26 protein-coding genes are annotated in these 20249 nt (G+C 60.2%); 7 read left to right on the forward strand and 19 right to left on the reverse strand.

The genetic code is table 11. The features are described 5' to 3' along the window. Positions 1–194: 194 nt before the first annotated feature. Positions 195–479, forward strand: coding sequence for a hypothetical protein (locus ACS5Q1_RS15435; RefSeq protein WP_473099035.1), 285 nt, complete (start codon positions 195–197; stop codon positions 477–479). A 68-nt stretch (positions 480–547) separates the two neighbouring features. On the opposite strand, the gene ACS5Q1_RS15440 is transcribed toward ACS5Q1_RS15435, so the two are convergent. After that, complete coding sequence (locus ACS5Q1_RS15440) at positions 548–1951, reverse strand: NAD-dependent succinate-semialdehyde dehydrogenase (protein ID WP_473099036.1); 1404 nt, start codon at positions 1949–1951, stop codon at positions 548–550. Between the two features lie 70 nt (positions 1952–2021). Then, positions 2022–2753, reverse strand: coding sequence for a hypothetical protein (locus ACS5Q1_RS15445; protein WP_473099037.1), 732 nt, complete (start codon positions 2751–2753; stop codon positions 2022–2024). A gap of 330 nt (positions 2754–3083) precedes the next feature. Here ACS5Q1_RS15445 and ACS5Q1_RS15450 point away from each other — a divergent pair, with 330 nt between their 5' ends. Beyond that, complete coding sequence (locus ACS5Q1_RS15450) at positions 3084–3392, forward strand: hypothetical protein (RefSeq protein WP_473099038.1); 309 nt, start codon at positions 3084–3086, stop codon at positions 3390–3392. Between the two features lie 91 nt (positions 3393–3483). Here ACS5Q1_RS15450 and ACS5Q1_RS15455 read toward each other — a convergent pair whose 3' ends face one another. Genes ACS5Q1_RS15455 through ACS5Q1_RS15490 form a run of 8 tightly spaced genes read right to left on the reverse strand, consistent with a single transcriptional unit; the run spans position 3484 to position 11343 of the window. After that, entirely contained in the window at positions 3484–4902 is a 1419-nt protein-coding gene (locus ACS5Q1_RS15455) for a M20 family metallopeptidase (RefSeq protein WP_473099039.1), read from the reverse strand. Positions 4903–4949: 47 nt separating this feature from the next. Next, complete coding sequence (locus tag ACS5Q1_RS15460) at positions 4950–5822, reverse strand: alpha/beta hydrolase (protein ID WP_473099040.1); 873 nt, start codon at positions 5820–5822, stop codon at positions 4950–4952. Beyond that, positions 5819–6823, reverse strand: a complete 1005-nt coding sequence (locus ACS5Q1_RS15465) for an ABC transporter ATP-binding protein (protein ID WP_473099041.1) — start codon at positions 6821–6823, stop codon at positions 5819–5821. Before ACS5Q1_RS15465 ends, ACS5Q1_RS15460 begins: the two co-directional genes overlap by 4 nt. After that, complete coding sequence (locus tag ACS5Q1_RS15470) at positions 6820–7803, reverse strand: ABC transporter ATP-binding protein (protein WP_473099042.1); 984 nt, start codon at positions 7801–7803, stop codon at positions 6820–6822. The genes ACS5Q1_RS15465 and ACS5Q1_RS15470 overlap by 4 nt, the downstream gene beginning before the upstream one ends. Then, complete coding sequence (locus tag ACS5Q1_RS15475) at positions 7800–8714, reverse strand: ABC transporter permease (RefSeq protein WP_473099043.1); 915 nt, start codon at positions 8712–8714, stop codon at positions 7800–7802. Before ACS5Q1_RS15475 ends, ACS5Q1_RS15470 begins: the two co-directional genes overlap by 4 nt. Continuing rightward, positions 8711–9688 carry an ABC transporter permease gene (locus ACS5Q1_RS15480; RefSeq protein WP_473099044.1) on the reverse strand — a complete coding sequence of 326 codons (978 nt, stop codon included), beginning with the start codon at positions 9686–9688 and terminating at the stop codon, positions 8711–8713. The genes ACS5Q1_RS15475 and ACS5Q1_RS15480 overlap by 4 nt, the downstream gene beginning before the upstream one ends. A 42-nt stretch (positions 9689–9730) precedes the next feature. Then, positions 9731–10921 carry an ABC transporter substrate-binding protein gene (locus ACS5Q1_RS15485; RefSeq protein ID WP_473099092.1) on the reverse strand — a complete coding sequence of 397 codons (1191 nt, stop codon included), beginning with the start codon at positions 10919–10921 and terminating at the stop codon, positions 9731–9733. Continuing rightward, positions 10861–11343: an ABC transporter substrate-binding protein gene (locus ACS5Q1_RS15490; RefSeq protein WP_473099046.1), complete on the reverse strand. Its 483-nt coding sequence runs from the start codon at positions 11341–11343 to the stop codon at positions 10861–10863. The genes ACS5Q1_RS15485 and ACS5Q1_RS15490 overlap by 61 nt, the downstream gene beginning before the upstream one ends. Positions 11344–11445: 102 nt before the next feature. Here ACS5Q1_RS15490 and ACS5Q1_RS15495 point away from each other — a divergent pair, with 102 nt between their 5' ends. Then, the gene (locus tag ACS5Q1_RS15495; protein WP_473099047.1) at positions 11446–12318 is read left to right on the forward strand and encodes a MurR/RpiR family transcriptional regulator; all 873 of its coding nucleotides are present in this window, start codon (positions 11446–11448) and stop codon (positions 12316–12318) included. An 825-nt stretch (positions 12319–13143) separates the two neighbouring features. Here ACS5Q1_RS15495 and ACS5Q1_RS15500 read toward each other — a convergent pair. The 6 genes from ACS5Q1_RS15500 to ACS5Q1_RS15525 form a co-directional block, all read right to left on the reverse strand. Continuing rightward, a complete protein-coding gene (locus tag ACS5Q1_RS15500; RefSeq protein WP_473099048.1) occupies positions 13144–13383 on the reverse strand; it encodes a hypothetical protein in 240 nt (79 codons plus the stop codon). Positions 13384–13443: 60 nt separating this feature from the next. Further along, on the reverse strand, positions 13444–13740 hold the full coding sequence (locus ACS5Q1_RS15505; protein WP_473099049.1) for a hypothetical protein: 297 nt from the start codon (positions 13738–13740) through the stop codon (positions 13444–13446). A gap of 69 nt (positions 13741–13809) precedes the next feature. After that, a complete protein-coding gene (locus tag ACS5Q1_RS15510; protein ID WP_473099050.1) occupies positions 13810–14247 on the reverse strand; it encodes a hypothetical protein in 438 nt (145 codons plus the stop codon). Between the two features lie 25 nt (positions 14248–14272). Further along, positions 14273–14500: a hypothetical protein gene (locus ACS5Q1_RS15515; protein WP_473099051.1), complete on the reverse strand. Its 228-nt coding sequence runs from the start codon at positions 14498–14500 to the stop codon at positions 14273–14275. A gap of 90 nt (positions 14501–14590) precedes the next feature. Continuing rightward, positions 14591–14791, reverse strand: coding sequence for a hypothetical protein (locus ACS5Q1_RS15520; protein WP_473099052.1), 201 nt, complete (start codon positions 14789–14791; stop codon positions 14591–14593). A gap of 42 nt (positions 14792–14833) precedes the next feature. Then, positions 14834–15073 (reverse strand): hypothetical protein, encoded by a 240-nt coding sequence (locus ACS5Q1_RS15525; RefSeq protein ID WP_473099053.1) that lies wholly within the window; start codon positions 15071–15073, stop codon positions 14834–14836. Between the two features lie 357 nt (positions 15074–15430). Here ACS5Q1_RS15525 and ACS5Q1_RS15530 point away from each other — a divergent pair, with 357 nt between their 5' ends. The 4 genes from ACS5Q1_RS15530 to trhA all read left to right on the forward strand — a co-directional run bounded on the left by ACS5Q1_RS15530 (position 15431) and on the right by trhA (position 18709). Beyond that, entirely contained in the window at positions 15431–16075 is a 645-nt protein-coding gene (locus tag ACS5Q1_RS15530) for a DUF6894 family protein (protein WP_473099054.1), read from the forward strand. Between the two features lie 38 nt (positions 16076–16113). Continuing rightward, positions 16114–16284 carry a hypothetical protein gene (locus tag ACS5Q1_RS15535; RefSeq protein ID WP_473099055.1) on the forward strand — a complete coding sequence of 57 codons (171 nt, stop codon included), beginning with the start codon at positions 16114–16116 and terminating at the stop codon, positions 16282–16284. Between the two features lie 340 nt (positions 16285–16624). Further along, entirely contained in the window at positions 16625–17242 is a 618-nt protein-coding gene (locus ACS5Q1_RS15540) for a sigma-70 family RNA polymerase sigma factor (protein ID WP_473099056.1), read from the forward strand. An 828-nt stretch (positions 17243–18070) separates the two neighbouring features. Continuing rightward, a complete protein-coding gene (trhA, locus tag ACS5Q1_RS15545; protein ID WP_473099057.1) occupies positions 18071–18709 on the forward strand; it encodes a PAQR family membrane homeostasis protein TrhA in 639 nt (212 codons plus the stop codon). 115 nt (positions 18710–18824) lie between these two features. Here the strand turns inward: trhA and ACS5Q1_RS15550 are convergent, their stop codons facing one another. From ACS5Q1_RS15550 to ACS5Q1_RS15560, 3 genes are all read right to left on the reverse strand, one after another. Beyond that, positions 18825–18968, reverse strand: coding sequence for a hypothetical protein (locus ACS5Q1_RS15550; RefSeq protein WP_473099058.1), 144 nt, complete (start codon positions 18966–18968; stop codon positions 18825–18827). Between the two features lie 692 nt (positions 18969–19660). Then, a complete protein-coding gene (locus ACS5Q1_RS15555) occupies positions 19661–19882 on the reverse strand; it encodes a DNA-directed RNA polymerase subunit alpha C-terminal domain-containing protein (RefSeq protein WP_473099059.1) in 222 nt (73 codons plus the stop codon). A gap of 82 nt (positions 19883–19964) precedes the next feature. Further along, the coding region (locus ACS5Q1_RS15560) for a hypothetical protein (protein ID WP_473099060.1) at positions 19965–20249 on the reverse strand (285 nt) is incomplete at its 5' end.

Genomic DNA, 20249 nt, shown 5'->3' on the forward strand with positions numbered 1-20249 from the left:
ATCTTGGCTTGGCTGCAGGCAAGCGTCGGCGTTGCGTATTTGTCCCCATTCTTGTCGTTGTTTGTAGTTATTGTCCTAGGGAATTAGCGTACAGTCGCGCTCTCCGGGTGCGATGCGTTCTGTCGTTCCATTTCATGAAACGTAAAGCGAAGTAATGCGTTGGTCATCCAATGCCAATACGTGGAGATGGAACGATGAGGAAATCAGCTTGGCTCTTGGCAGTCGCTTTAATTGGTTCGAGCGTTGTCGTTTCAACGCCTTCATCTGCTCAAGTTCAGTTCGGAATCGGTCCCGATGGCCCGAGCGTCCGCGTTGGGCCAGATCGGGATCGTTACGAGCGGCGCTATATCGAGCGCCGTCGCGTCTACGACCGCGACGACCTGTCGACCGGCAGCATCAACCGGTGCCGCACCGTGGTGATCCGTGAGGAAGAACCCGATGGCGACATCGTCACGCGCCGCATCCGCCGCTGCCGCTAGAGCATCGGATTGGATCCGTCAGGGAGGCGCTAAAGCGCCTCCCGATTTTTGCCAAGGCGATCGCGTAATCAGCTCTCGACGAGCACGCTCTTGATGTTGGTGAACTCGCGGATGCCGAAACGCGCGCATTCGCGGCCGTAGCCTGATTCCTTTACGCCACCGAACGGCATGCGCGGATCGGAGCGTACATTCGCGTTCACAAAGCTCATGCCGGCTTCCAATTCCTCGGCGGCAATGCGCTCGCCCCGCTCCAGATTCTCGGTCAGGACGCCGGAACCCAAGCCGAAGGGCGAAGCATTGGCGATGCCGATTGCTTCTGCCTCGTCGGCGGCCTCGATGATCGCCGCCACAGGGCCGAAGACCTCCTCGTCATAGGCCGGCATGCCGGGCTGCACATCCGTGAGTACCGTTGCCGGATACCACGCACCCGGCCGGTCCGGCGCCTCGCCGCCGAGAAGCAGGCGTGCTCCCTTCTCGAGGCTCCTTCGAACCTGATCGTGGATCTCGTCACGGGCCTTGATGCTCTGCATGGGCCCGAGTTTCGTGGCCTCATCACGCGGGTCTCCCATCGGATAGGCTCTCATGGCCTCGACGAAGGCGCGCTCGAAGGCCTCGCGCACGCTTTTCTGCACGATAAAGCGCTTGCCGGCGATGCAGCTCTGCCCGCCATTGACCATGCGGGCGGCGGCGCAGACTCGAGCCGCCTTCTCGATGTCGGCGTCGTCCAGAACGAGATAGGCATCGGAGCCGCCGAGCTCGAGCACGCTTTTCTTCAGCACGGCCCCGGCAGCGCTCGCCACCTGGCGTCCGGCCGCCACACTGCCTGTCAGCGTGACGGCGGCGATGGATGGCGCTTCGATCACGGCGCGCACATCCCGGCTCGGGATGAGAAGCGTGCGGAAAAGATGCTTCGGAAAGCCCGCCTCCTGAAACACGTTCTCGATGGCGAGAGCACATCCCGGCACATTGCTGGCATGTTTGAGCACGCCCGCATTGCCGGCCATGAGCGTCGGTGCGGCGAAACGAAAGACCTGCCAGAACGGGAAATTCCACGGCATGACGGCGAGCACCACGCCGAGGGGATTGAACGTCACGAAAGCCCTGGGGCCGCCGAGATCGACCGGGTCGCGAGCCAGATAGCGCTCCGCATTCTGGGCGAAGTGATCGCAGTTGAAGGCGCATTTCTCGATCTCGGCCAGACCCTCCTTGCGGGTCTTGCCCATCTCGTCGGTCATGATCCCGGCCAATTCCGTTTGCCGGCGCCGCAGCACTGCGGCGGCCGTCTTCATGAGGCCGGCGCGATGGCTGAAGGATGTCCGGCGCCATTCCTCGAAAGCCTGACGGGTCTGTTGCGCGATGGCGAGCGCCTCGTCCTGTGTGTGCCCCTCATAGGTCCGGCCCATTTGTCCGGTCGCCGGATCGACGGTCTCGAAATGCGGCCTGGTATCGGGCGCGCGGGTGCTCTCGTCCATGACATGATCCTTCCCGATTCGAATTCCGACTCAGCAAAGGAACGGTCCGAAAAGGGGCGTGTTCCGGCGCCTATGCTGCGGCCGCATGCAGCGGCCGGGAGGGAGCGTCGGCCGTAATCGCCGGCGTCATCATGCGTCCGCGGTTGATCAGGGCGACGACGTTAGACGCGAGCGTCAGTGCGGCACGATCCGACCGTCCGAGCTGCAGACCATGTACGTAGAGCCGCATCAGTTCGACGGTGACATAGTGAAACGCGACCTCCGATCCTCGGGCGAGCTTCATCCGCCGCGAGGCCGTCGTGAGTTTTTCGAGATACAGGGACTGCTCGGCCTGTGACTCTGCCAGGAAGCCGCTCAAGCCACCGAAAGTGGTCTCGAAGTGATCCCACAGGAGAGCAAGATTCTTGGCGGATTTGTCCTGCTGCTCCGGTGCAAGCGCCCGAAATTCGGCCAGGAGGTTCCAAATCGGATCAGCATTGAGCGCTTCCTCTTCAGCACTGGCGAGTGGAATGAACGGCAATAGCGCTCGTGTGTGTGAGAGCAGGGTGGGGCGCAGCGCATCCCAGCTGGCGAATACCCTTGGAAGAACGATCAGGGCAGTGGCGAGAACGGTCTGGTCGAGCACGACACCGGCGCGCTCAAGCGCGGGACGCGCCGCCAGTCTGCATGTCTCGATGAACTGCCATCGCAGATGGCACAGCCTGTAGAACTGCTCGAGTTTCTCGATAAGTCCGTTTTGCGGTTCATGATCGATCGACCAGGGGAAGGTGAAGTCACTTCGAGGCTGAGGCGGGCTGCTCATGAGGCTGATGATCCGATCCGCAAATCGCTTCCAACACGGCTCAGCTCATACAGGGGCAATCCAGGCAACTTTGAGGCTCTCGCAGCCCATCGGATCGGTTCATTTCAGCTTAGGCGTATTTTCCTCCGCGACATGGGTTTATGGGCAGGAAATAGGTTGATGATCTTATGTTTATGGCTTCACGATGCGCACGCGTTGGGGTGCCCTTGAACCTTGGCCTGTGATGCTTAAGTCCTGAAAGTCCCCGATCCGGGCCCCTCTGACGCGAGCCGTGCCGGCCCTCGCGTGATGTCGGATCTTTCCCGATCCGGTGCCGGCGCAGAGGTGAGAATGCTTCAAGACCTATTGGCGTTCGTCGTCAGCGTGCTGATCGTCGATCCGCTCCAGGCGGAGATGAGGGATCGCCTGGCCCAGATCCGAGCGCCTCAGGCTGTCATTGCCGACGTGCGCACCTGCGCTGAAACCTCCCTCCCGAAGCTCGCCGATCGCGCCATGGCCGAGCCGCTTTGGGTCGTCACAACCGCCCTGAACGTCTGGACCGGCAACATCGCTCCCGAGGAGGTCCTGGGCGGCACATCGGCGGAGTGTAATGCCGCCATCAAAGCGGCGAGGGTCTACCTGGAGAGCCGCGGGGCGTAATCTCGTACCGCGGCGGCGGCCCTTCGGGTCCGCACGATGCGCTTGGGGTGGGCCGCTTGCAGGCCCACCGACCGGAGTTCTGATGCTTCTGTCAGTTGCGCGACATGTCCAGCGGAGGTTCGACGCCCTCGCGCAGCGGGCTCACATACGGGGTTTCCCGCGTTCTCTCCGCAAGATCGGCCTTGGCGGCGGCAATCAGGGATGGATCGGTGATCGCGGCCATGCCGGTTGCCGCCATGGCCTTGGCAACATGCACCATCGCCTTGTGCGCGGCCGGCATCTTGCCTTGGGTGACGATCTGCCATGTGTGGAACGGCGTGCCGATCGCCACCGTCGGCGCATGCGCCTGGACGGTGGGCACGACCCAGCTCACGTCACCGATATCGGTCGAGCCGATCATGGGTTTGCGCGGCGAGTCGAGGGGCGTCAGGAAATCGGCGAGAGGCGCATCGGTCTTCGGCTGGCCGATGGCTCGGTAGACGGATGCGATCTCCTGTTCCGATAGCGTTGCGCGGATCTTACGCGCAAAGTCACGATCAGCGTCGTCGAAGGGAGGCGCCCCGAGCTCCTCCATGGCATTGTGAAGGGCATGTTCGAGCGGGGTGTTACCAAGCGTGTTCGAGACGGCGCTGACGATGCGCATCTCGACGCCGGTTTCCGTCATGAGTGCAGCTCCCTGCGCGATCTTGTGCACGCGCCCGATCAGGTCGAGCATGCCGGGCAGGTCCGTGGCGCGGATCGAATAGCGCACGCGGGCATAGGCCTGCACCACGTTCGGCGCGATGCCGCCCGTATCGAGCAGGGCATAATGCACACGTGCATCGGACGGCATATGCTCGCGCATATAGTTCACGCCCACATTCATCAGCTCGACGGCATCGAGTGCGCTGCGTCCCAGATGAGGAGCTGCGGCGGCATGGGACGCGCGCCCCCTAAAGGAGAAGTCGGCGCGCGTGTTGGCCAGCGACAGTGCCGGCGCGACTTCCCAGAAACTGTAGGGATGCCATGAGATCGCGATATCGGCGTCGTCGAAGGCACCGGCGCGCACCATGAAAGCCTTGGCCGCGCCACCCTCCTCGGCCGGGCAGCCGTAATACCGGACGCGACCTGGAATGCCCTTCTCCGCAAGCCAGTTCTTCAAGGCGACGGCGGCGAGCATGGCGCCCGATCCGAGGAGATTGTGCCCGCATCCATGGCCGTGGCCGCCGGGCTCGATGGGCCGATGCTCCGCAACGCCGGATTCCTGGCTAAGCCCTGGAAGGGCATCGTACTCGCCCAGGAAAGCGATGACCGGGCCGCCTTCACCCGCTTCGCCGATGACGGCGGTCGGGATACCGGCAACACCCTCGCTGACGCGAAAGCCCTGGTGGCGCAGTTCTGCGGCATGCTCGGCCGCCGAGCGGACTTCGGTGTAGCAGACCTCCGGCATTCCCCAGATCCGGTCGCTCAAGGCAATGAGGCGGCTCTTTGCAGCATCCACATGCTGCCAGATCTCATTTCGAACGTTCATGTCTTGCTCCGACGTCAATCGTGGATGGTTATTGAATCGAGGTCGATTTACAAAGCGCCCGCTTCTGCGGTGACCAGTTCTTCAGCCGGTGGAATGCGTCCCTCGAACCAATAGGCGGCAGCGGCACGCGACATGGCGGCACCGTCATGGCCCACGCCTTCGACGCGGATGAGCCTCCAATGGAAGGGAAGTCCGAGACGTTCGGCTTCGCGACGAGCAAAATTGTAGACGAACTGCGCTCGCGCATAACGATGCGGTCCCTGTCTCAGGGCTTCGTCCTGGGCCGGCAGGTTGGGATCGTCGGTACTGATATCCTGATCGCCTGCGAAGATGTGCATCGGATAAGCGAACCAGCGCGCGAGACTGGCCTTGTCGAGGCTGAGGCTGCCGAGTCCTTCCGGGAAGTCGCGTTCCAGCGTCGGCAGGGTGTACCAGCCTGGATTTCCTGCGATGACGGCCTCGAAGGATCCATGATCCTGGGTCGCGAGCATCCGGTGTGCGAATTGTCCGCCGGCCGAATGACCGAAGAGCCGTGCCCTCGAGCGACGCGTCACGCCGCTCTTCCGCAGGGCAGCAAAGACGCGGGCCGGGATGGCATAGAGCCATTTCTCGAAAGGACGCAGGCTTCCGCCGTTCTCGACGACCAGGCCGTTATTGTACGATTCCGGGCCGGGAAAGCGCGTGTCGGAAAAGGTCGGTGCTGCGATCAGGATACGGTGCTTTTCCGCGGCGGGAATCCAGAAGTCCCGATATTCGTCGCCGTTGCGGAGCATGCCGTGCTGTACGATGACGACCGGATCGTCAGGACCATGATCGGCCGGGCGAAAAAAGTTGATCTCAAGCGGCCTGTCGGGGTGATGCGGATCGGTGAAGGGAAGCGTGCTGCGTCCGATTTCAGGGTTAAGCGTAGTCGTCGTCATGCGTTGTCCGAATAGTGTAAATGACAGGCTGCGCTGCGCCCGGGAGCGATCTCTTTCAGGACCGGGCGGACTTCACGGCATTTCGCCATGGCGTGCTCGCAGCGGGGGTGGAACGGGCAGCCGCTGGGCGGCGCCAGAGGGGAGGGCAGCTCGCCTTTGAGCGGCTGGAACGCGCGCTTGCGCCGTTCCGTCGAGGGGCTCGCTGCAATGAGTGCCGCGCTGTAGGGATGAGCCGGCTCGGCGAAGACGGCGGAGGCCGGCCCGCTCTCGACGATGCGCCCGAGATACATGATCGCGACGCGGTCGCTGATATGCCGGACGACTCCAAGGTCGTGGCTGACGAACAGATAGGTCAGCCCGTGCTTCTCGCGAATATCCATGAACAGGTTGATGACCTGTGCCTGGATTGAGACGTCGAGTGCGGAGACTGGCTCGTCGCAAACCAGAAAGTCGGGTTTCACCGCAAGCGCGCGGGCAATGCCGATGCGCTGGCGCTGTCCCCCGGAGAACTGGTGCGGGTAACGATTCTTGTAGGCGAGGTCGAGGCCGACTTCGGTCAGAGACCTGTCGACCGCCGCGTCGATCTCGTTCTTCGGCAGCAGGCCATGAACCCGCAGGGCCTCTCCGATGATGCTGCGGACCTGCATGCGTGGATTGAGCGAAGCGTAGGGGTCCTGAAAGACCATCTGGATCTTGAGCAGATAATCGAGCCGTTCCTTGCCGCGAAGTTCGGCAACGCGCCGTCCCTCGTAAACGATGTCTCCGGCGCTGGGCCTGGTGATGCCTGTCGCGACTCGGGCAAGCGTGGACTTGCCGCAGCCGGATTCGCCGACAAGGCCCAGGACCTCTCCCTTTTTCACACTGAGATCGACACCATCGACCGCTTTCAAAACGGGTGGCGGCGGAGCGCTTCCGGTTGCGGCGAGGATGCGCTGCGCAAATGTCGACTTGCCGTGGAAGTGCTTCTTGACGCCACGCAGCTCGAAGAAGGGTTCGGTCATGGGGCGCGGCCCTCGGGCACGGGGTTGTGGCAACGATAGCTGTGCCCGTTGCCCATGACCTCTGACGATGGGGCGATCTCCCCGCAGAGGAGCAGAGCGCGCTCGCACCGCGGCCGGAACGGGCATCCGCTCGGGCGGGCGTCGATGCTGGGCGCAGCTCCATTGATCTGCTTCAGCCGCTCGCCGGGAGCGACCGTCGTGGCGGAGGAGCCGAGAAGGCCGATCGTGTAAGGATGGCGGGGACGATCGAGAACGTCGTCGACGGTTCCCGTCTCGACGATCCGCCCGGCATACATGACGGCGACCCGGTCGGCGAGTTTGGCGACGACGGCGAGATCATGGGTGATCCAGAGAACCGCCGTGCCGGTCTCGCGGCTGAGCTTTTGAACTTCGAACAGGATCTGGCTCTGGATCGTCACGTCGAGTGCCGTCGTCGGCTCGTCGGCGATGATCAGATCGGGCGCGTTCAGGAGCGCGGTTGCAATCGCCACGCGCTGGCGCATGCCGCCCGAGAACTCGTGCGGATATTGCTTCAGGCGCGCATCCGGAGAGGAAATGCCGACCCGCGACAAGGCGCGCGACGCTTCCTTCAGGGCCTCCTGTCTGCTGCAGGGGCGATGCTCCAGGATGGCCTCGCACATCTGCTCGCCGATGGTGAGGACCGGATTGAGGGTCATCAGCGGATCCTGAAAGATCATCGCGATGCGGTCGCCCCGCAGATGGCGCAGACGCTCCTCGGAAGCCTGGCGCAAATCCTCTCCCTTGAACAGCACGTCGCCGGAAACGATCTCGCCCGGAGGATCGATCAGCTGGACAAGCGAGAATCCGGTCACCGATTTGCCGGAACCGGACTCGCCGACGAGACCCACGATTTCGCCAGGCTGCACGACGAGATCGACGCCATTGACGGCGGGCCAAGCGCCCGCGAGATCGTGAAACACGGTCTTCAGCCCGCGAACTTCGAGCAGCGGCGACGTCATGAGCCCCTCACGTTGAAGCTGCGGCGCAGGCGTTCGCCAACGAGATTGAGCGACATGATCAGCAGCACAAGAGCGATGCCCGGGAAGGCGGCGATCCAATATTCTCCCGAGAGCAGGAACTCAAACCCATTGGCGATCAGCAGGCCCAACGAGGGCTGCGTCACCGGAACGCCGACACCGAGGAAAGAGAGGGTCGCCTCCAGGGTGATCGCGCCCGCGATGCTGATCGTCGACACGACGAGCACGGAGCCGATGGAGTTCGGGAGCAGATGCGCCAGCATGATATGGCGCATCGGCAGGCCGAAATTGACGGCGGCCTCGATGTATTCCTTGCGCCGCTCGACGAGCGCCGCCGCGCGCATCAACCGTGCATACTGAGCCCATTGCACCAGAATGATCGCAATGATCACCTTGTCGACACCGCGCCCGATGGAGGCGAGCAGCACGAGGGCGATCAGGATCGAGGGGAAGCCGAGCATGAAATCGACGACGCGCATGATCGTGGCATCGATGGCGCCGCCGAATTGTGCCGCGACGAGCCCCGCGAAGATGCCGATGGCGAGCGCGCCGGCTGTGGATGTCAGGCCGACCAGCAGGCTGGTCCGAAGTCCGTACAGGATGGCGCTGAGCATGTCGCGGCCCTGCGCGTCGGTGCCGAGCCAGTAAGTGATGCCGGTCATTCCCTGAGAGCCGGGTTCAAGGCGATTGTCCATCACGCTCAGCGATGCGAGGTCATGCGGATTCTGGGGAGCGATGAACGGGGCAAGAACTGCGAGAAGCAGAAGAAACCCCAAGAGGACGACAGCACCGCGTGTCGTGGGGCGGCTCCTGATCCGGCGCAGGACCTTCTTGCGCAATGTGGTATCGGCATCGGCCGCCACGGTTGCCGCCATCGGGTTCGACAGGTTCATGCCATTTCTCCCGTCAGCTTCACGCGCGGATCGAGTGCCGCGTAGAGAATGTCGACGAGGAAGTTCACGGCGACGAAAAGCAAGGTTGCGAGCATGACGTAGGCGACGACGACAGGGCGGTCGAGGTGATAGATGCTATCGATGAGAAGCTTGCCCATGCCCGGCCAGGCGAACACGGTCTCGGTGATCGTCGAGAAGGCGACGAGGCTGCCGAATTCCATGCCGGCCACCGTCACGACAGGGATCAGGATGTTGCGCAGAACGTGCCGCCCGACGATGCGCTTGCCGCGCACGCCCTTGGCGCGGGCATATTTGACGTAGTCCTGCATCATCGCTTCCGTCGTTCCCGCCGCGACGAGGCGGATCATCAGGGCCATGTTCGGAATGGCGAGGTTGAGCGCGGGCAGGGCGAGATGCTTCAGGCCGTTAAGCGTCAGCAGGCTCGTCTGAATGCCGAGAATGGAAACCGTTTCGCCCCGCCCCGCCGTCGGCAGCCAGCCGAGGAAAACGCTGAAGAGCAGGATGAGCATCATGCCCTTCCAGAAGCTCGGAAGGGAAAAGCCGAGGATCGTCCCGGCCATGATCGCGCGGCTCGGGCGGCTCTCGGGGTTGAGGCCGGCGAGGAGACCGAGCGGAATGCCGACGACGGCCGCAAGGCTCATGGCCAGAAGGACGAGTTCGAAGGTGGCCGGCAATCGCGCCAGGATCAGATCGACAGCCGGAACGCCGTGGACGAAGGAGCGCCCGAGATTACCCTTCAGGGCATTGCCCAGGAATCCAAAATATTGTTGCCAGACGGGCAGATCGAGTCCGAGGCGTCGGATCATCGCCGCGCGTTCGGCGGCGCTGACCTGCGGAGGAACCAGGAGTTCAATCGGGTCTCCAATGCCGTAGACGGCAAGGAAAACCACGACCGAGACCGCGAGCAGAACCAGGATGCTCTGGATCAGGCGCTGCAAGATGTAGGCCGTCATGTCAAACGTTCCGATCTGCTCGCGGTTTCGCTGATTGCTTGCTTACTTCGCGGGCTTGACCTGCATGGCCATCGTGAACTGATCCGCGCGGCCGACATATTTCAGGTTCGCCTTGTAGGCCCAGATCGTGCTCTCGAAATGCAGCGGGATGAACGCGCCGCCTTCGATGGCCTTCGTTCCCGCCTGCTTGAGAAGCTCCGCCCGCTCGCCGTCGTCGAGGGTGACGATGGCCGTGCGGATCAGCTTGTCGAATTCCGGATCGTTGTAGCCACCATAGTTCGAGCCGCCGATGGTCTTCGCCTCGTCCGGCGTCGCGGGCCACTGGCGCAGGAAGGACGAAGCCTCGCCGCTCGTGGAGCCCCAGCCGCCGATCGCCACGCTGAACTCCTTCTTGGAGCGGCGCGGGAAGTAGATGGCGCGGGCCATCGCGTCCACGTCGGAGCGGATGCCGACCTGGGTCAGGTATTGTGCGACGGCCTGCGTGATCTGGCTGTCGTTGATGTAGCGGTCGTTGGTCGTCGAGAGCGTGAGCTGGAAGCCGTTGGGATAGCCCGCTTCCGCCAGGAGCTTCTTCGCCGCGGCCGGATCGTAGGCGAGCTTCGGCGGATTCTCCAGCGCGCCGAACATGCCGTTGGGCAGGAACTGGTAGGCCGGCTCGGCGGCGCCGTCCATGATGCGCTTGATGATGGCGTCACGATCGATGGCGAGCGACATCGCCTTGCGCACGCGCGGATCCTTCAGCGGGTTCTTGCCGTTCTCGGCCTTCACGAACGGGCTCGGCTCACGCTCCACATCGAGCTGAAAGTAGATCACGCGGGTCGACGGCGTGACCACGTGGCCGAAGCGCTTGTCGTCCTTGATGCGGGCCACGTCGCGCGCGGCCGGGTTCTCGATCACGTCGTAATCGCCGGCGAGCAGGCCCGCCAGGCGCGGACCGGCATTGGGCACCGGCACGAAGGTCACGTTGGCCCAAGGCTCCGCCGGGCCCCAGTACTTGTCGTTGCGCTCGAGCTCGACGCTCGTCCCCTTGGTGTAGCTCTTGAACTTGTAGGGTCCGGTGCCGATGGCGAGTTTGCCGTCGTTGAAGTCACCGACGACCGGCCATGGTCCGGTGACGCCGCAGTTCTTGGCGGGATCGAAGCTCAGCTTGTCATGCGGGATGATGGATGAGCTCAGGATGGCGATGCTGGACAGGAAACTCGGCAAAAGCGGATCCGGCGCCTTCGTGGTGATGACGAGGGTATGCGGATCAGGCGCCTCGACAGCCGTGAAGTGTTGCCCGTGATGTCGGCGAAGGAGCCTGCAATCGCCGTCTCGTTCTTCAGGGTCCGGCAGAAACTGAAGATCACGTCGTCGGCGGTGAAAGGCTTGCCGTTGGAGAACGTCACTCCTTGGCGGAGCTTGAAAGTCCAACGATTCTTGCCGTCGTTCTCCCAGGACGTCGCAAGGCTGGGCAGGACCTTCTGCTTCTCGTCCTGCTTGGTCAGACTGTCGAAGATATGCGCAGCCAAGGCATTGTTCGGCGACAGATCGTGATAGTGTGGGTCGATTGCGGTCGGCTCCGAGCTGAGGGCGATCTTGAGGGACTGAGCCCAGGCAGGAGCGTTGAGCAGGCACGTGCCGGCGACTAAGGCGAATATGACAGGATTGCGCATTGGATTTCTCTCCGGTTCCCTTGTTACTGCCTTTTTGACAGATTTATTTTCGCGAATTAGAAATCATGAAAATTTTCTGACGTCAATCAGCAGGGAGCGCACATGTCGCAAGTCCTGAAGCCGACGACGGATCTGGCCAACCGGATTGCGCACGTTTATCCCTCGCTCAGCGGTGCCCACAGGCGTGCGGCGGATTTCGTACTGCAAAACCCGCTTGAGACGGCGACGATGACGATCGAGGGATTCGCCGAGCGTTGCGGCGCTTCCACCGCGACGGTGACCCGGTTCGTTCGCGCTCTCGGTTACGGCGGTTACGGCGAGTTCCGGGCGGCACTCTCCGCGGCGCTCCGGCTCGCCATGGCTCCCGTCGACAGCCTGGCCGATGCCCACAGCACGAAAAGCTCCGCATTCTCGACCTTCGTCACGGCCATCAAGGATCAGGCGGCCAATTTGGACGAGACCCTCGCGGCGATCGACGAGGAGACCTGTTCCCGGGCCATGGACGCCCTGTTGCGCGCCCGCCGGATCTTCATCGTCGGGTCCGGAGCGAGCCACCATGTGGCGGCTCATCTCGAGGAGGGATTGACGCTCTATCTCGATGCGAACGTGATTTTCGCGTCGTCACGCGGCGGGCCCGAGAAAGCGATCCGGCACCTGATGACGGTCGGGGCCGACGATCTTGTCCTGGCCATTTCTCTCCCGCGCTATTCGCGCGGCACCGTCGATCTGGCGAAACTTGCCAAAAATCGCGGGGCAACGGTGCTGGCATTGACGGATGCGCCAAGTTCGCCGCTTGTGCCCATCGCCGACATGACCTTCTTCGCCCCGGCAAGGAACCGGCTGCTGCCGAATTCGCCGACGGCGACCTTCGCGCTCGCCGATGCCATCGTTGCCGCCATCGCTCGCGAGCGGCCCGAAGCCGTCGAGGCCCTGAAGGAACTCAGCGAAAGCCTTCTCTGGACTTTTTATCAGTGACGAACGGATGAGGGTGGGGGACTTGGTGGTGAGCGTAGTCAGCTGCGAACTTGTCTCCAAGCTACATTCCCTGTTTTTGGTGAAAGTGCTGGGAAATTCGCCTAATTCGGACATCTGGTGCGGTCTAAGAGGTAAATTTGCAGGGGCATCTCAATGGTTTAGGTTGGCGAATCCCTTACACATTAACAGGGAACATTTCTGCCCCAACAGGGAGCCATTGCGAGTAGAGCGGGGCATCTGACTTTAATCAGAGGGTCCTGGGTTCGAGCCCCAGCGCGCTCACCAATCATTTCAAAGGGTTACCGGCATCTGCCCTTTGAGCCATTTCCTCCCAGGTAGCCAATAGGTAGCCAGACGTCAGGACGGAAGCGGATCGCGGGTCCGAGCCAAGTCGAATTGGAGAGCCGAGCAACAGACTGAGTCGTTCAAGGACTGCTCTCCGCGAACTCCCAGCTCGCTGGAATTGCCATCGTAGAATAGCCCATGGTGAGCGTAGGAAGGACTGGTATCGCGCCGTGAGCAGACCTTTATCTGGCATGTCTGAACTTACCAAATTGACCGGGAGCTGACCTTGGCCGATCTGAGTTAAAAGGCTGGTGTACAGAACAATCGCGGCAGCGGAAGGCGCCTGCGGCTCCGAGAGCCGGCAACGTGACTCCCGCATTCCCTGATCCTGTGCTTATGGAGCTTGGTTCGGGAGCTGGCCCATTACTTGGCGGGGAAAAGTGAGTTCTGATCGGGGCCTTCCGACCCAGCCTTGTTAACCTATAAAAAGCCAAGTGCACCTTGTCTCAAGCAGACATGCCGAGACCGGCGGCCAGCCGCTCATCCGGTCACGTCGGTCTCCGGCCGGTCCTTTCCCAGAGAGATCTCTTCGTGCCAGTCTCCGGCTTCGTCCTGGTACTCGATGTCTTCAGTCGCGCCCGGCAGCCTCTGTCCAGCAGCCGCCCGCTCGGCAGCCTGGCGTGCTTCGTCATGGGCGGGGTAGCGTTCCGAGAACACGTCTCCGACTTTGTACGCCCATCCGCCCTCGTGTTCGACAATCCTGTAGTGAACATTGGCCATAACCATTCTCCATTGAGCCCCGTTGACGCGGACAATAGGCGAGGAGAGGCTGTTGCACTCTCAGGTCCTGTGGCCCTCTGGACTCCAGACAAACACCTCTTCACCACGCTCATCGACCACTCGCAGGGCATCCGGCTTTTGCGGCATGTCCAAGGTCTCGAAGAGCGACCGCGCTCTTACTTTCGCGTCCTCCAGATCGAGGGTGTCATGTTCAACCCGGCCGAGAGTGGCATGGGCCTGGTCCGTGTCCCGGACCCGAAAGAACTCAATGATAAACATTGCAGATGCACCACCTTGCCAGAGGAGTCGATAGGCCATCCATGCCGCCTGTCCCTTGGCGACGATTTCATATTCCACTCGACTCTCCCAGCGGCGCAGCCACTTGGAATGCCACCAGATAGCCGGAGCATTCCTGGAGCTGGGAACTCATGGGCTGCGTGCCTCCGCATCCGGCAGAGCCGCCGCATCGGCATCGTTTCGCGCGAGGAGCGCCTGCAAGACCGCCAGAGTGGCTTCATCCGCGGCTGCGGCCGCAAGCTCAAAGACCGCAATGGCATACTCCTCCGCATCATGGGCGCGGACTTCCATCAAATGCGCCTTCTGGCGTTCTGTCCAAAGATCCTTGCCTGCACCAGAGCCAGCCTTTTTCTCTGCGAGCCACGTCTTGACCCTGACGTTGGCGGCTTCAACGGTCACGCGGTTGTCGTAGATGCGCTGCTCGACCCGGTCGAGTTGGCTTTCAAGGACTTCCTGAGATTGGTCGAAGGTCGCTGTGCCGTTCGATTTCAGCGCCTCAAGGCGGCGATCCATCCCGTGAAGTTTGATCCGTAGCTCGTCGCATAGACGGCCCATCCGCTCACTCATGCGCGTCTCCTGTAAGATCATGTCCTTAATGATCGGGCAGGAGTGAGTTGGGACCATCTCTCGACTGCCACTCCTGGCTGAACTGACTGACAATTCCTGTGCTGAAGACCTTGGCCCCTGGCCCGGCGGCCTGGGCTTCCGTCACTGCGGCGTTGATGGCCAAAAGGCGAGATTCATAGTCCCCATGGTGTTTGCCATTGACCCGGATGCGCCAGGCACCGTGATGTCGGACAACGTAAAACTCGGTTGCCATCAACTTCTCTCCACTGATTGTCAGTCCGGACTGGAAGGCGCTGACATCTCATCCAGATCCAACAAGGGGGTAGAACTGCTTGCCTGCCATTCAGCCTTCAAGGTCAGCCTTGGCAGGCGTGTAGGGCAGGCTATTGCGGACCTTCACAAGAAAGATCGGGTGTTCCTCGTTCTTGACCTGCGACAGGTCCAGGGTCGTCAGGCCGCCCCACAGACGCATGGCATCGCCGCGATACCCGATCTTGCGGGTTACAGTCTCATTGCTATTGCCGTCGCTATAGCCAACCAGCATCGCCTCCACCGGTCAGGCTGGTCTCGACGTGCAGCGACCGGCTCAACACTGCTTATCCAGGGCCCAGAACTCGACATCTCTGGCTGCCTGCTCGTGGGAGAGGCCGTAGCTCTCTTCAACCTTTTCGATGAGTTCCGACGTGGTTCGGACCCCGATCATCTCGACCATCGTGAACCGATCCCATCTGGCCTGCATCATCGGCAGTGCGTGAAGAGTCAGTCCCGGACCGTCGCGGGCTTGATAATGCTGAAGATCAAACATGAAGCGGCTGTTCAAACACATTGGGAACCTCCGCAATCGCTCTCCGATATCAGCCTTGGCCAATTGCAAAGGTGCAAAGCCGAAAGTCTATCTCAATTCTATATGGGGGAGATGGGCTCGTTTACATCGGATCCCGTAAATAAAATTCAAATAAATCCGATTTAAGTATCTAAAATTTACACGAGGGATTATGGTGTAGTTCATCAGGTTCTATAAGAATTAAGACTATTAACTTATCAGGAGCGTTAGATTTTAGGTGAGGAGCAGAAAGATGTTCGGTCAAGCCGTCATCTCGGTTCCGATTGTCGTGCGCGACTGGTCCCGGTGACAGATCAACAGGACCACCGCCTTCGCCCGAGTACAGGAAAGGATCCTGTCATGAGAACGCATCGCTACGCTGTCGGTCAGCACGTCAGCTACGCCGAGGACGCTTCGCCCGCTGGGGTCTGGCTAAGTGGTTACGAGATTGTTGCCTTGCCGCCCGCCGGCAACCGGGAACCCCAGTATCAAATCCGAACCGATGAGCACACCTATGACCAGATTGTTTGGGAGTCCCAGTTGCAGGAGGAGTTCGGCAGGCAGACGATGCGCTTGAACGAGCTTGCTATGCGAACCGCGACGATCTTGGCATCACCAGACCGTCGTGCTCGCCAAAACTGCAACGATCCGAAAAAGCCAAGCCAGCATGACGATCTCACAAGGTGGGATGATGAGGGTGGTGCGCCCCGATCAGGCCACCGCTTCAGTGAGCCACCTCCAGCGCGCCCCAAGGCGGAAACAGCTCTCTACTATTTCAACATCCGGACTGAGAGCAGCCTCATGGAAGACCCCGAAGGAAACAAGTACCCTGACCTTCAGGCTGCTCGGAATGTCGCCATCGCGACAGCCCGCGACATGATTGTGGAAGGCGATCAGCAGGGCGAGGACCGACGAGGCTGGCACGTTGAGATTACGAACCGAGTCAATCAACCCGTGCTGACGGTTGCGTTCGCGGACGTTCTCGGCCTTCAAGCCGCCGGCTAGCTGCGGCACGGCTTCGCGGTCAAGCAAGGAAGCGAACCATGAGCAAGAGCCCTCTCAATGTTACCCAAAGGCTTGTGAACTCCGTATGGAAAGCCGTGAGGATGCTCGAAGATCGTCCCGCACCACTCCCAAAGGTGAAACTCAACGGGCGGCGCGGCTATGGCGACCGCGATATTCCCTCGCCGGATCAGAACCCTGATCGCGAATGATCTGAAGTTCAGGCTCATGCTCCGCGGAAGGATAGTCAATGCCGTCTCTGTCATGCACGGGCATTCTCGTGTCGACCGGCCAGGGTTTCGCTTTCGACAACTCTTCCCCTTGTTAGTAGAGCTAAATAACCCCACCTTTGTTAGTACCGCTAGCATAGGGCCCTAGGCGCTGGCGGCCGAGAGACATCGAGTGCTCCCGCCTGTCATAGCGGAGCGCACAATGTCCAACAGTTCTTTCTCCACATTGCCTAACACTCCCACGTTACCTCCCTCTCGGCCAACTATGGAGCGCGACATTCAAGACCATTTAGGTCTCCACTTGCGCCTAGCCGATCAAGCGATGGGACCTTGGCATGTGCCGGAGCCGCTCAGGACCTTGGCGGTCAAAATCGACTGCCTGCGAGCTCTTCAGAGAGAGGCGGAGCTATCGGAGTTTCAGAATGGAATCGTGGAGGCTGGACCCATCCTACGCGCGTACGCGATTTCCTTGACGAAAAGCTCGGATCGAGCCGACGATCTCGTGCAAGACACCATGCTTCGGGCCTTGAGCAAGCGGGATCTCTTCCGGCCGGGCACGAACCTGAATGCGTGGCTCTTCACGATCCTGCGGAATGGCTTCTATACCGACCACCGCAGGCGTAGTCATGAGGTCGCCGATACGGATGGAGCCTATGCCGCACAGCTGGCCATAGCTCCAGGGCAGATGGACGGGCTCAATCTTCAAGATCTGCAGAATGCATTACCGAAACTTGCTCCCGACCAACGTCAGGCGTTGCTTCTCGTCGCAGCTCACGGGTTTTCATATGAAGAGGCCGCAACGGCTTGCGGGATACCAGTTGGGACGATCAAAAGCCGGGTTAACCGGGCTCGTCTTCACCTTGCCGAACTTCTGGGCTATGCACCTGAAGACCTCATGCAGGGTCGACCCCTGCAAACCCGCACCGGTCGCCTATCATGAGGTCCGATTCTATCGAGAGTGTCGCTCTTCATATCGTGCATCATCTTGTACGAGGGCTTGGCAAGACCCAAGGGCAGGGTGTCCCTGTCCAAAAGCTTCGGCACTGGTGGATCCTCAGCTTGGGACAGCGGAGTGAATCGTTTGACCCAGGCCTTGATTATGCCGGCCGTCGCCAATGGATTGAGCATGGACCGGATGGCATGAACCTGCTCACCGAGCTAGGATCAGCGAAGGGCAGCGCACCCCGATAGACGAAATATCGAAGACGTGTGCGCAGTTCCCAACCCCGACAAGCGACGCATAAGATATCTCAAGATGCCCAAAGACGTTCAGAGGAGCATATTACCCCTAGTCTCCTTGCCGACGTTGAACATTGGGGATGGGATCCGGAGGACATTTGCGCCCTCAAATGACCTCGGCCGGACGTTCGAAGGACCTATTCACATCCCCAAATAGCAGTTCCCTCAAGTATCAAAGGTTTAACTATGTCCTACATAGACGCATTGCACATTGCGGAGCGAACGTTGCTTGATCGAGCGACTTTAACTGAGCTCAAGCAGGCATCCATGGATTTGCGGGCTCTAACCCCGGACAGCGTTCTGGCAGACCTTGTTGACGCCAAGATCGAGACCATCGAGAGTCAGAATGGATATTCCGACACCGGAGGACCTGGACAGGCTAAGCCGCACTCCAGACGGCTGCGGGGCAGATAGCTTGTCGTGCGATCAAGTGAACGCTCAAGTATGTCGCTCGGGAGCATCCATCTACATGTACAAGTGTGTCCTGGAGCCCTGTAGGTAAGTTCGGACAATATAAGAGGACGGGTCAATGAAGTGGGAATATGATGCGGGGGAAGTTCTAGCGGATGGTATCATCCATGGGCTGGGAGTTCTGCTCGGGCTTTCCTGCGTTATCGCCTTGTTTGTGATCGCAGCCCAGACAGCCGCTCCATGGAAGTTAGCGTCTGTCCTCATCTATGCCGGCGGCCTGCTGATGGTCCTTGTTACCTCGGCTCTCTACAACCTATGGCCTGTCACTCCGGTGAAATGGGTCCTGCGCCGATTCGACCACTCGGCCATTTATCTCCTCATTGCAGGAACCTACACACCGTTCTTTACGCAGATGAAAACGGGGTTCGAGGCGATCGCTCTCATAACTGGGGTATGGATGACCTCTGCTGTGGGGATCGCTCTGAAGCTTGTTTTTCCGCGACGCTTTGAGCGCCTCTCGATTGTTCTTTACCTCCTTGCAGGCTGGAGCGGCATTATGGCTTACGAGTCTGTCTTCCGTGCTCTGCCCAACTCGACGCTTTGGCTGCTTGTTGCCGGCGGTGTTCTGTACACAACGGGCGTCATCTTCCATCTGTGGGAGAGCCTGCGTTTCCATAACGCCATTTGGCACGCCTTCGTGCTGGCCGCAGCCGCTTGCCACTTTGGCGCTGTCCTTGATGGCGTAGTGCTGGCGTGAGCTTGAACCCAAGGCATCTGGTCAGAGGGACGGAAGCTACCCACCAGTCTGTCAGTTCGCGGAATTCCAGCTGACCGGAAGGCCCCCGGCGGTGGGGCTTAGGGCAGTGCCAGCCTTAATTGTTCGCCTTAGTCGAGCCGATTGCAGGCAGCGGCCGGACACACACGAAAGGAGCGGGCAATGGCAGCTGGCTTCCCTCACCCTGCTTATAGGCGATCAGACCGCGCTCGCTCAAATCAGCGAAATAGGGCTGGGGCATGACTCGCCTCCCGCGCCCTGTGCCGATCAACGCAACGATCGCTGCTTTGGGTCACATCAGCTCACAATCTGCTTTATTAGAAGCGGATTGTGAGCGTGCAAATGGCGAGAATGCCAGCCATTAGGAGGAGTGCTATCAAAGCCTGGGAGAGCATTACATGAACCCCAGGATCACGCCCCCGCAAAACAGGAAGACCAGAGCCGTAACAAAGACCGCTTCGTTCTCGAAAGAAATATAAGACCGTATTCTGTGGGCCATAATTATCTCCTAATTTAATTTAAGTATACGCTCATAACAGTCGCAAATATATCATTATCAAAGCGCAACAGTAATTTCGTGTGACGGGAGAAACTATTTAAGATTTTATTTGTCCAAAGATTTCAATCCTAAGAGCTGGATTATTATTTTTTGTTGCAGTTTTGATGGTTGGCTGGCTTTAGAGGCTGACTGAAAACTCCCGGAACGCATCCTGTGGCTGCATCCTGGCAGGAATAGGAAGCTTAATCAGGCCCAAACGGGACAGATTTTCACCGTTTCAGGTGCGGGGAGCGCCAGGAAGACACCTCGGTGGCAGCGGATAGCCGCATTTTGAGTCAGACTCTTAGATTAAAAGGATCTCGGTAGAAAGGACTTACAACGAAGCTCCCGGATGAACTTGATGGCAGGAAGAGATTGCACGAAGCTGACAAGTATCAGGAAGACCGGGCATCAAGGAGTGCAATACGAGCAAGCTCGTCTCTGATCGCGAGAGCCGTCTTTGATCCAATGCCTGGCAGCCGCTCAACCCGGTCCGCAATGGCGACGAGCTGTGCAAGCGTCGTAATGTTCTCTCGATCCAGCGCGTTCCAGGCGTTGAGTGGTAGACGCAGACCTCGAATTGGTCCCTCGCATTCTTCAAACAATCCCTTACGCATCTGTTTCTCTCTCCGGCTTGCCACGTCTCATCGTCGATTCATGACACCGCGACATATGCCACGTGGCGCTATCCTGCTGACATCAACGAGGAGCGGGACTGCTCCTTCGCACAAAGGCTGGCAATCGCTCTGTATCGTCTTCCTCGCCGGGCCCAGCGGCGTCTAGGATCTCATCCAAAGCATCTGCCATATCTTCAATCTGTTCGAAGCTTGCTGTTACGGCGAGCCTGGAGCCGTCATCCAACTCGATGATGAGCTGGGGGTCGCCATCGGGTGATGATGAGACCAGGACGCGCGCTAGTTTCTTTGTGTCAGGCATGGTGCTCTCCGGTTGTCCATCAATCATCTGAAAATCGTGTATGAAATA

The sequence above is a fragment of the Microvirga sp. GN3 genome (genome assembly GCF_055792825.1).

What these genes read in the sequence shown, in the direction of transcription:
- ACS5Q1_RS15435 (WP_473099035.1), top strand. Translation starts at nt 195, where the DNA reads ATGAGGAAATCAGCTTGGCTCTTGGCAGTCGCTTTAATTGGTTCGAGC.
- ACS5Q1_RS15440 (WP_473099036.1), bottom strand. Translation starts at nt 1,951, where the DNA reads ATGGACGAGAGCACCCGCGCGCCCGATACCAGGCCGCATTTCGAGACC.
- ACS5Q1_RS15445 (WP_473099037.1), bottom strand. Translation starts at nt 2,753, where the DNA reads ATGAGCAGCCCGCCTCAGCCTCGAAGTGACTTCACCTTCCCCTGGTCG.
- ACS5Q1_RS15450 (WP_473099038.1), top strand. Translation starts at nt 3,084, where the DNA reads ATGCTTCAAGACCTATTGGCGTTCGTCGTCAGCGTGCTGATCGTCGAT.
- ACS5Q1_RS15455 (WP_473099039.1), bottom strand. Translation starts at nt 4,902, where the DNA reads ATGAACGTTCGAAATGAGATCTGGCAGCATGTGGATGCTGCAAAGAGC.
- ACS5Q1_RS15460 (WP_473099040.1), bottom strand. Translation starts at nt 5,822, where the DNA reads ATGACGACGACTACGCTTAACCCTGAAATCGGACGCAGCACGCTTCCC.
- ACS5Q1_RS15465 (WP_473099041.1), bottom strand. Translation starts at nt 6,823, where the DNA reads ATGACCGAACCCTTCTTCGAGCTGCGTGGCGTCAAGAAGCACTTCCAC.
- ACS5Q1_RS15470 (WP_473099042.1), bottom strand. Translation starts at nt 7,803, where the DNA reads ATGACGTCGCCGCTGCTCGAAGTTCGCGGGCTGAAGACCGTGTTTCAC.
- ACS5Q1_RS15475 (WP_473099043.1), bottom strand. Translation starts at nt 8,714, where the DNA reads ATGAACCTGTCGAACCCGATGGCGGCAACCGTGGCGGCCGATGCCGAT.
- ACS5Q1_RS15480 (WP_473099044.1), bottom strand. Translation starts at nt 9,688, where the DNA reads ATGACGGCCTACATCTTGCAGCGCCTGATCCAGAGCATCCTGGTTCTG.
- ACS5Q1_RS15490 (WP_473099046.1), bottom strand. Translation starts at nt 11,343, where the DNA reads ATGCGCAATCCTGTCATATTCGCCTTAGTCGCCGGCACGTGCCTGCTC.
- ACS5Q1_RS15495 (WP_473099047.1), top strand. Translation starts at nt 11,446, where the DNA reads ATGTCGCAAGTCCTGAAGCCGACGACGGATCTGGCCAACCGGATTGCG.
- ACS5Q1_RS15500 (WP_473099048.1), bottom strand. Translation starts at nt 13,383, where the DNA reads ATGGCCAATGTTCACTACAGGATTGTCGAACACGAGGGCGGATGGGCG.
- ACS5Q1_RS15510 (WP_473099050.1), bottom strand. Translation starts at nt 14,247, where the DNA reads ATGAGTGAGCGGATGGGCCGTCTATGCGACGAGCTACGGATCAAACTT.
- ACS5Q1_RS15515 (WP_473099051.1), bottom strand. Translation starts at nt 14,500, where the DNA reads ATGGCAACCGAGTTTTACGTTGTCCGACATCACGGTGCCTGGCGCATC.
- ACS5Q1_RS15520 (WP_473099052.1), bottom strand. Translation starts at nt 14,791, where the DNA reads ATGCTGGTTGGCTATAGCGACGGCAATAGCAATGAGACTGTAACCCGC.
- ACS5Q1_RS15525 (WP_473099053.1), bottom strand. Translation starts at nt 15,073, where the DNA reads ATGTGTTTGAACAGCCGCTTCATGTTTGATCTTCAGCATTATCAAGCC.
- ACS5Q1_RS15530 (WP_473099054.1), top strand. Translation starts at nt 15,431, where the DNA reads ATGAGAACGCATCGCTACGCTGTCGGTCAGCACGTCAGCTACGCCGAG.
- ACS5Q1_RS15535 (WP_473099055.1), top strand. Translation starts at nt 16,114, where the DNA reads ATGAGCAAGAGCCCTCTCAATGTTACCCAAAGGCTTGTGAACTCCGTA.
- ACS5Q1_RS15540 (WP_473099056.1), top strand. Translation starts at nt 16,625, where the DNA reads ATGGGACCTTGGCATGTGCCGGAGCCGCTCAGGACCTTGGCGGTCAAA.
- trhA (WP_473099057.1), top strand. Translation starts at nt 18,071, where the DNA reads ATGAAGTGGGAATATGATGCGGGGGAAGTTCTAGCGGATGGTATCATC.
- ACS5Q1_RS15550 (WP_473099058.1), bottom strand. Translation starts at nt 18,968, where the DNA reads ATGCCCCAGCCCTATTTCGCTGATTTGAGCGAGCGCGGTCTGATCGCC.
- ACS5Q1_RS15555 (WP_473099059.1), bottom strand. Translation starts at nt 19,882, where the DNA reads ATGCGTAAGGGATTGTTTGAAGAATGCGAGGGACCAATTCGAGGTCTG.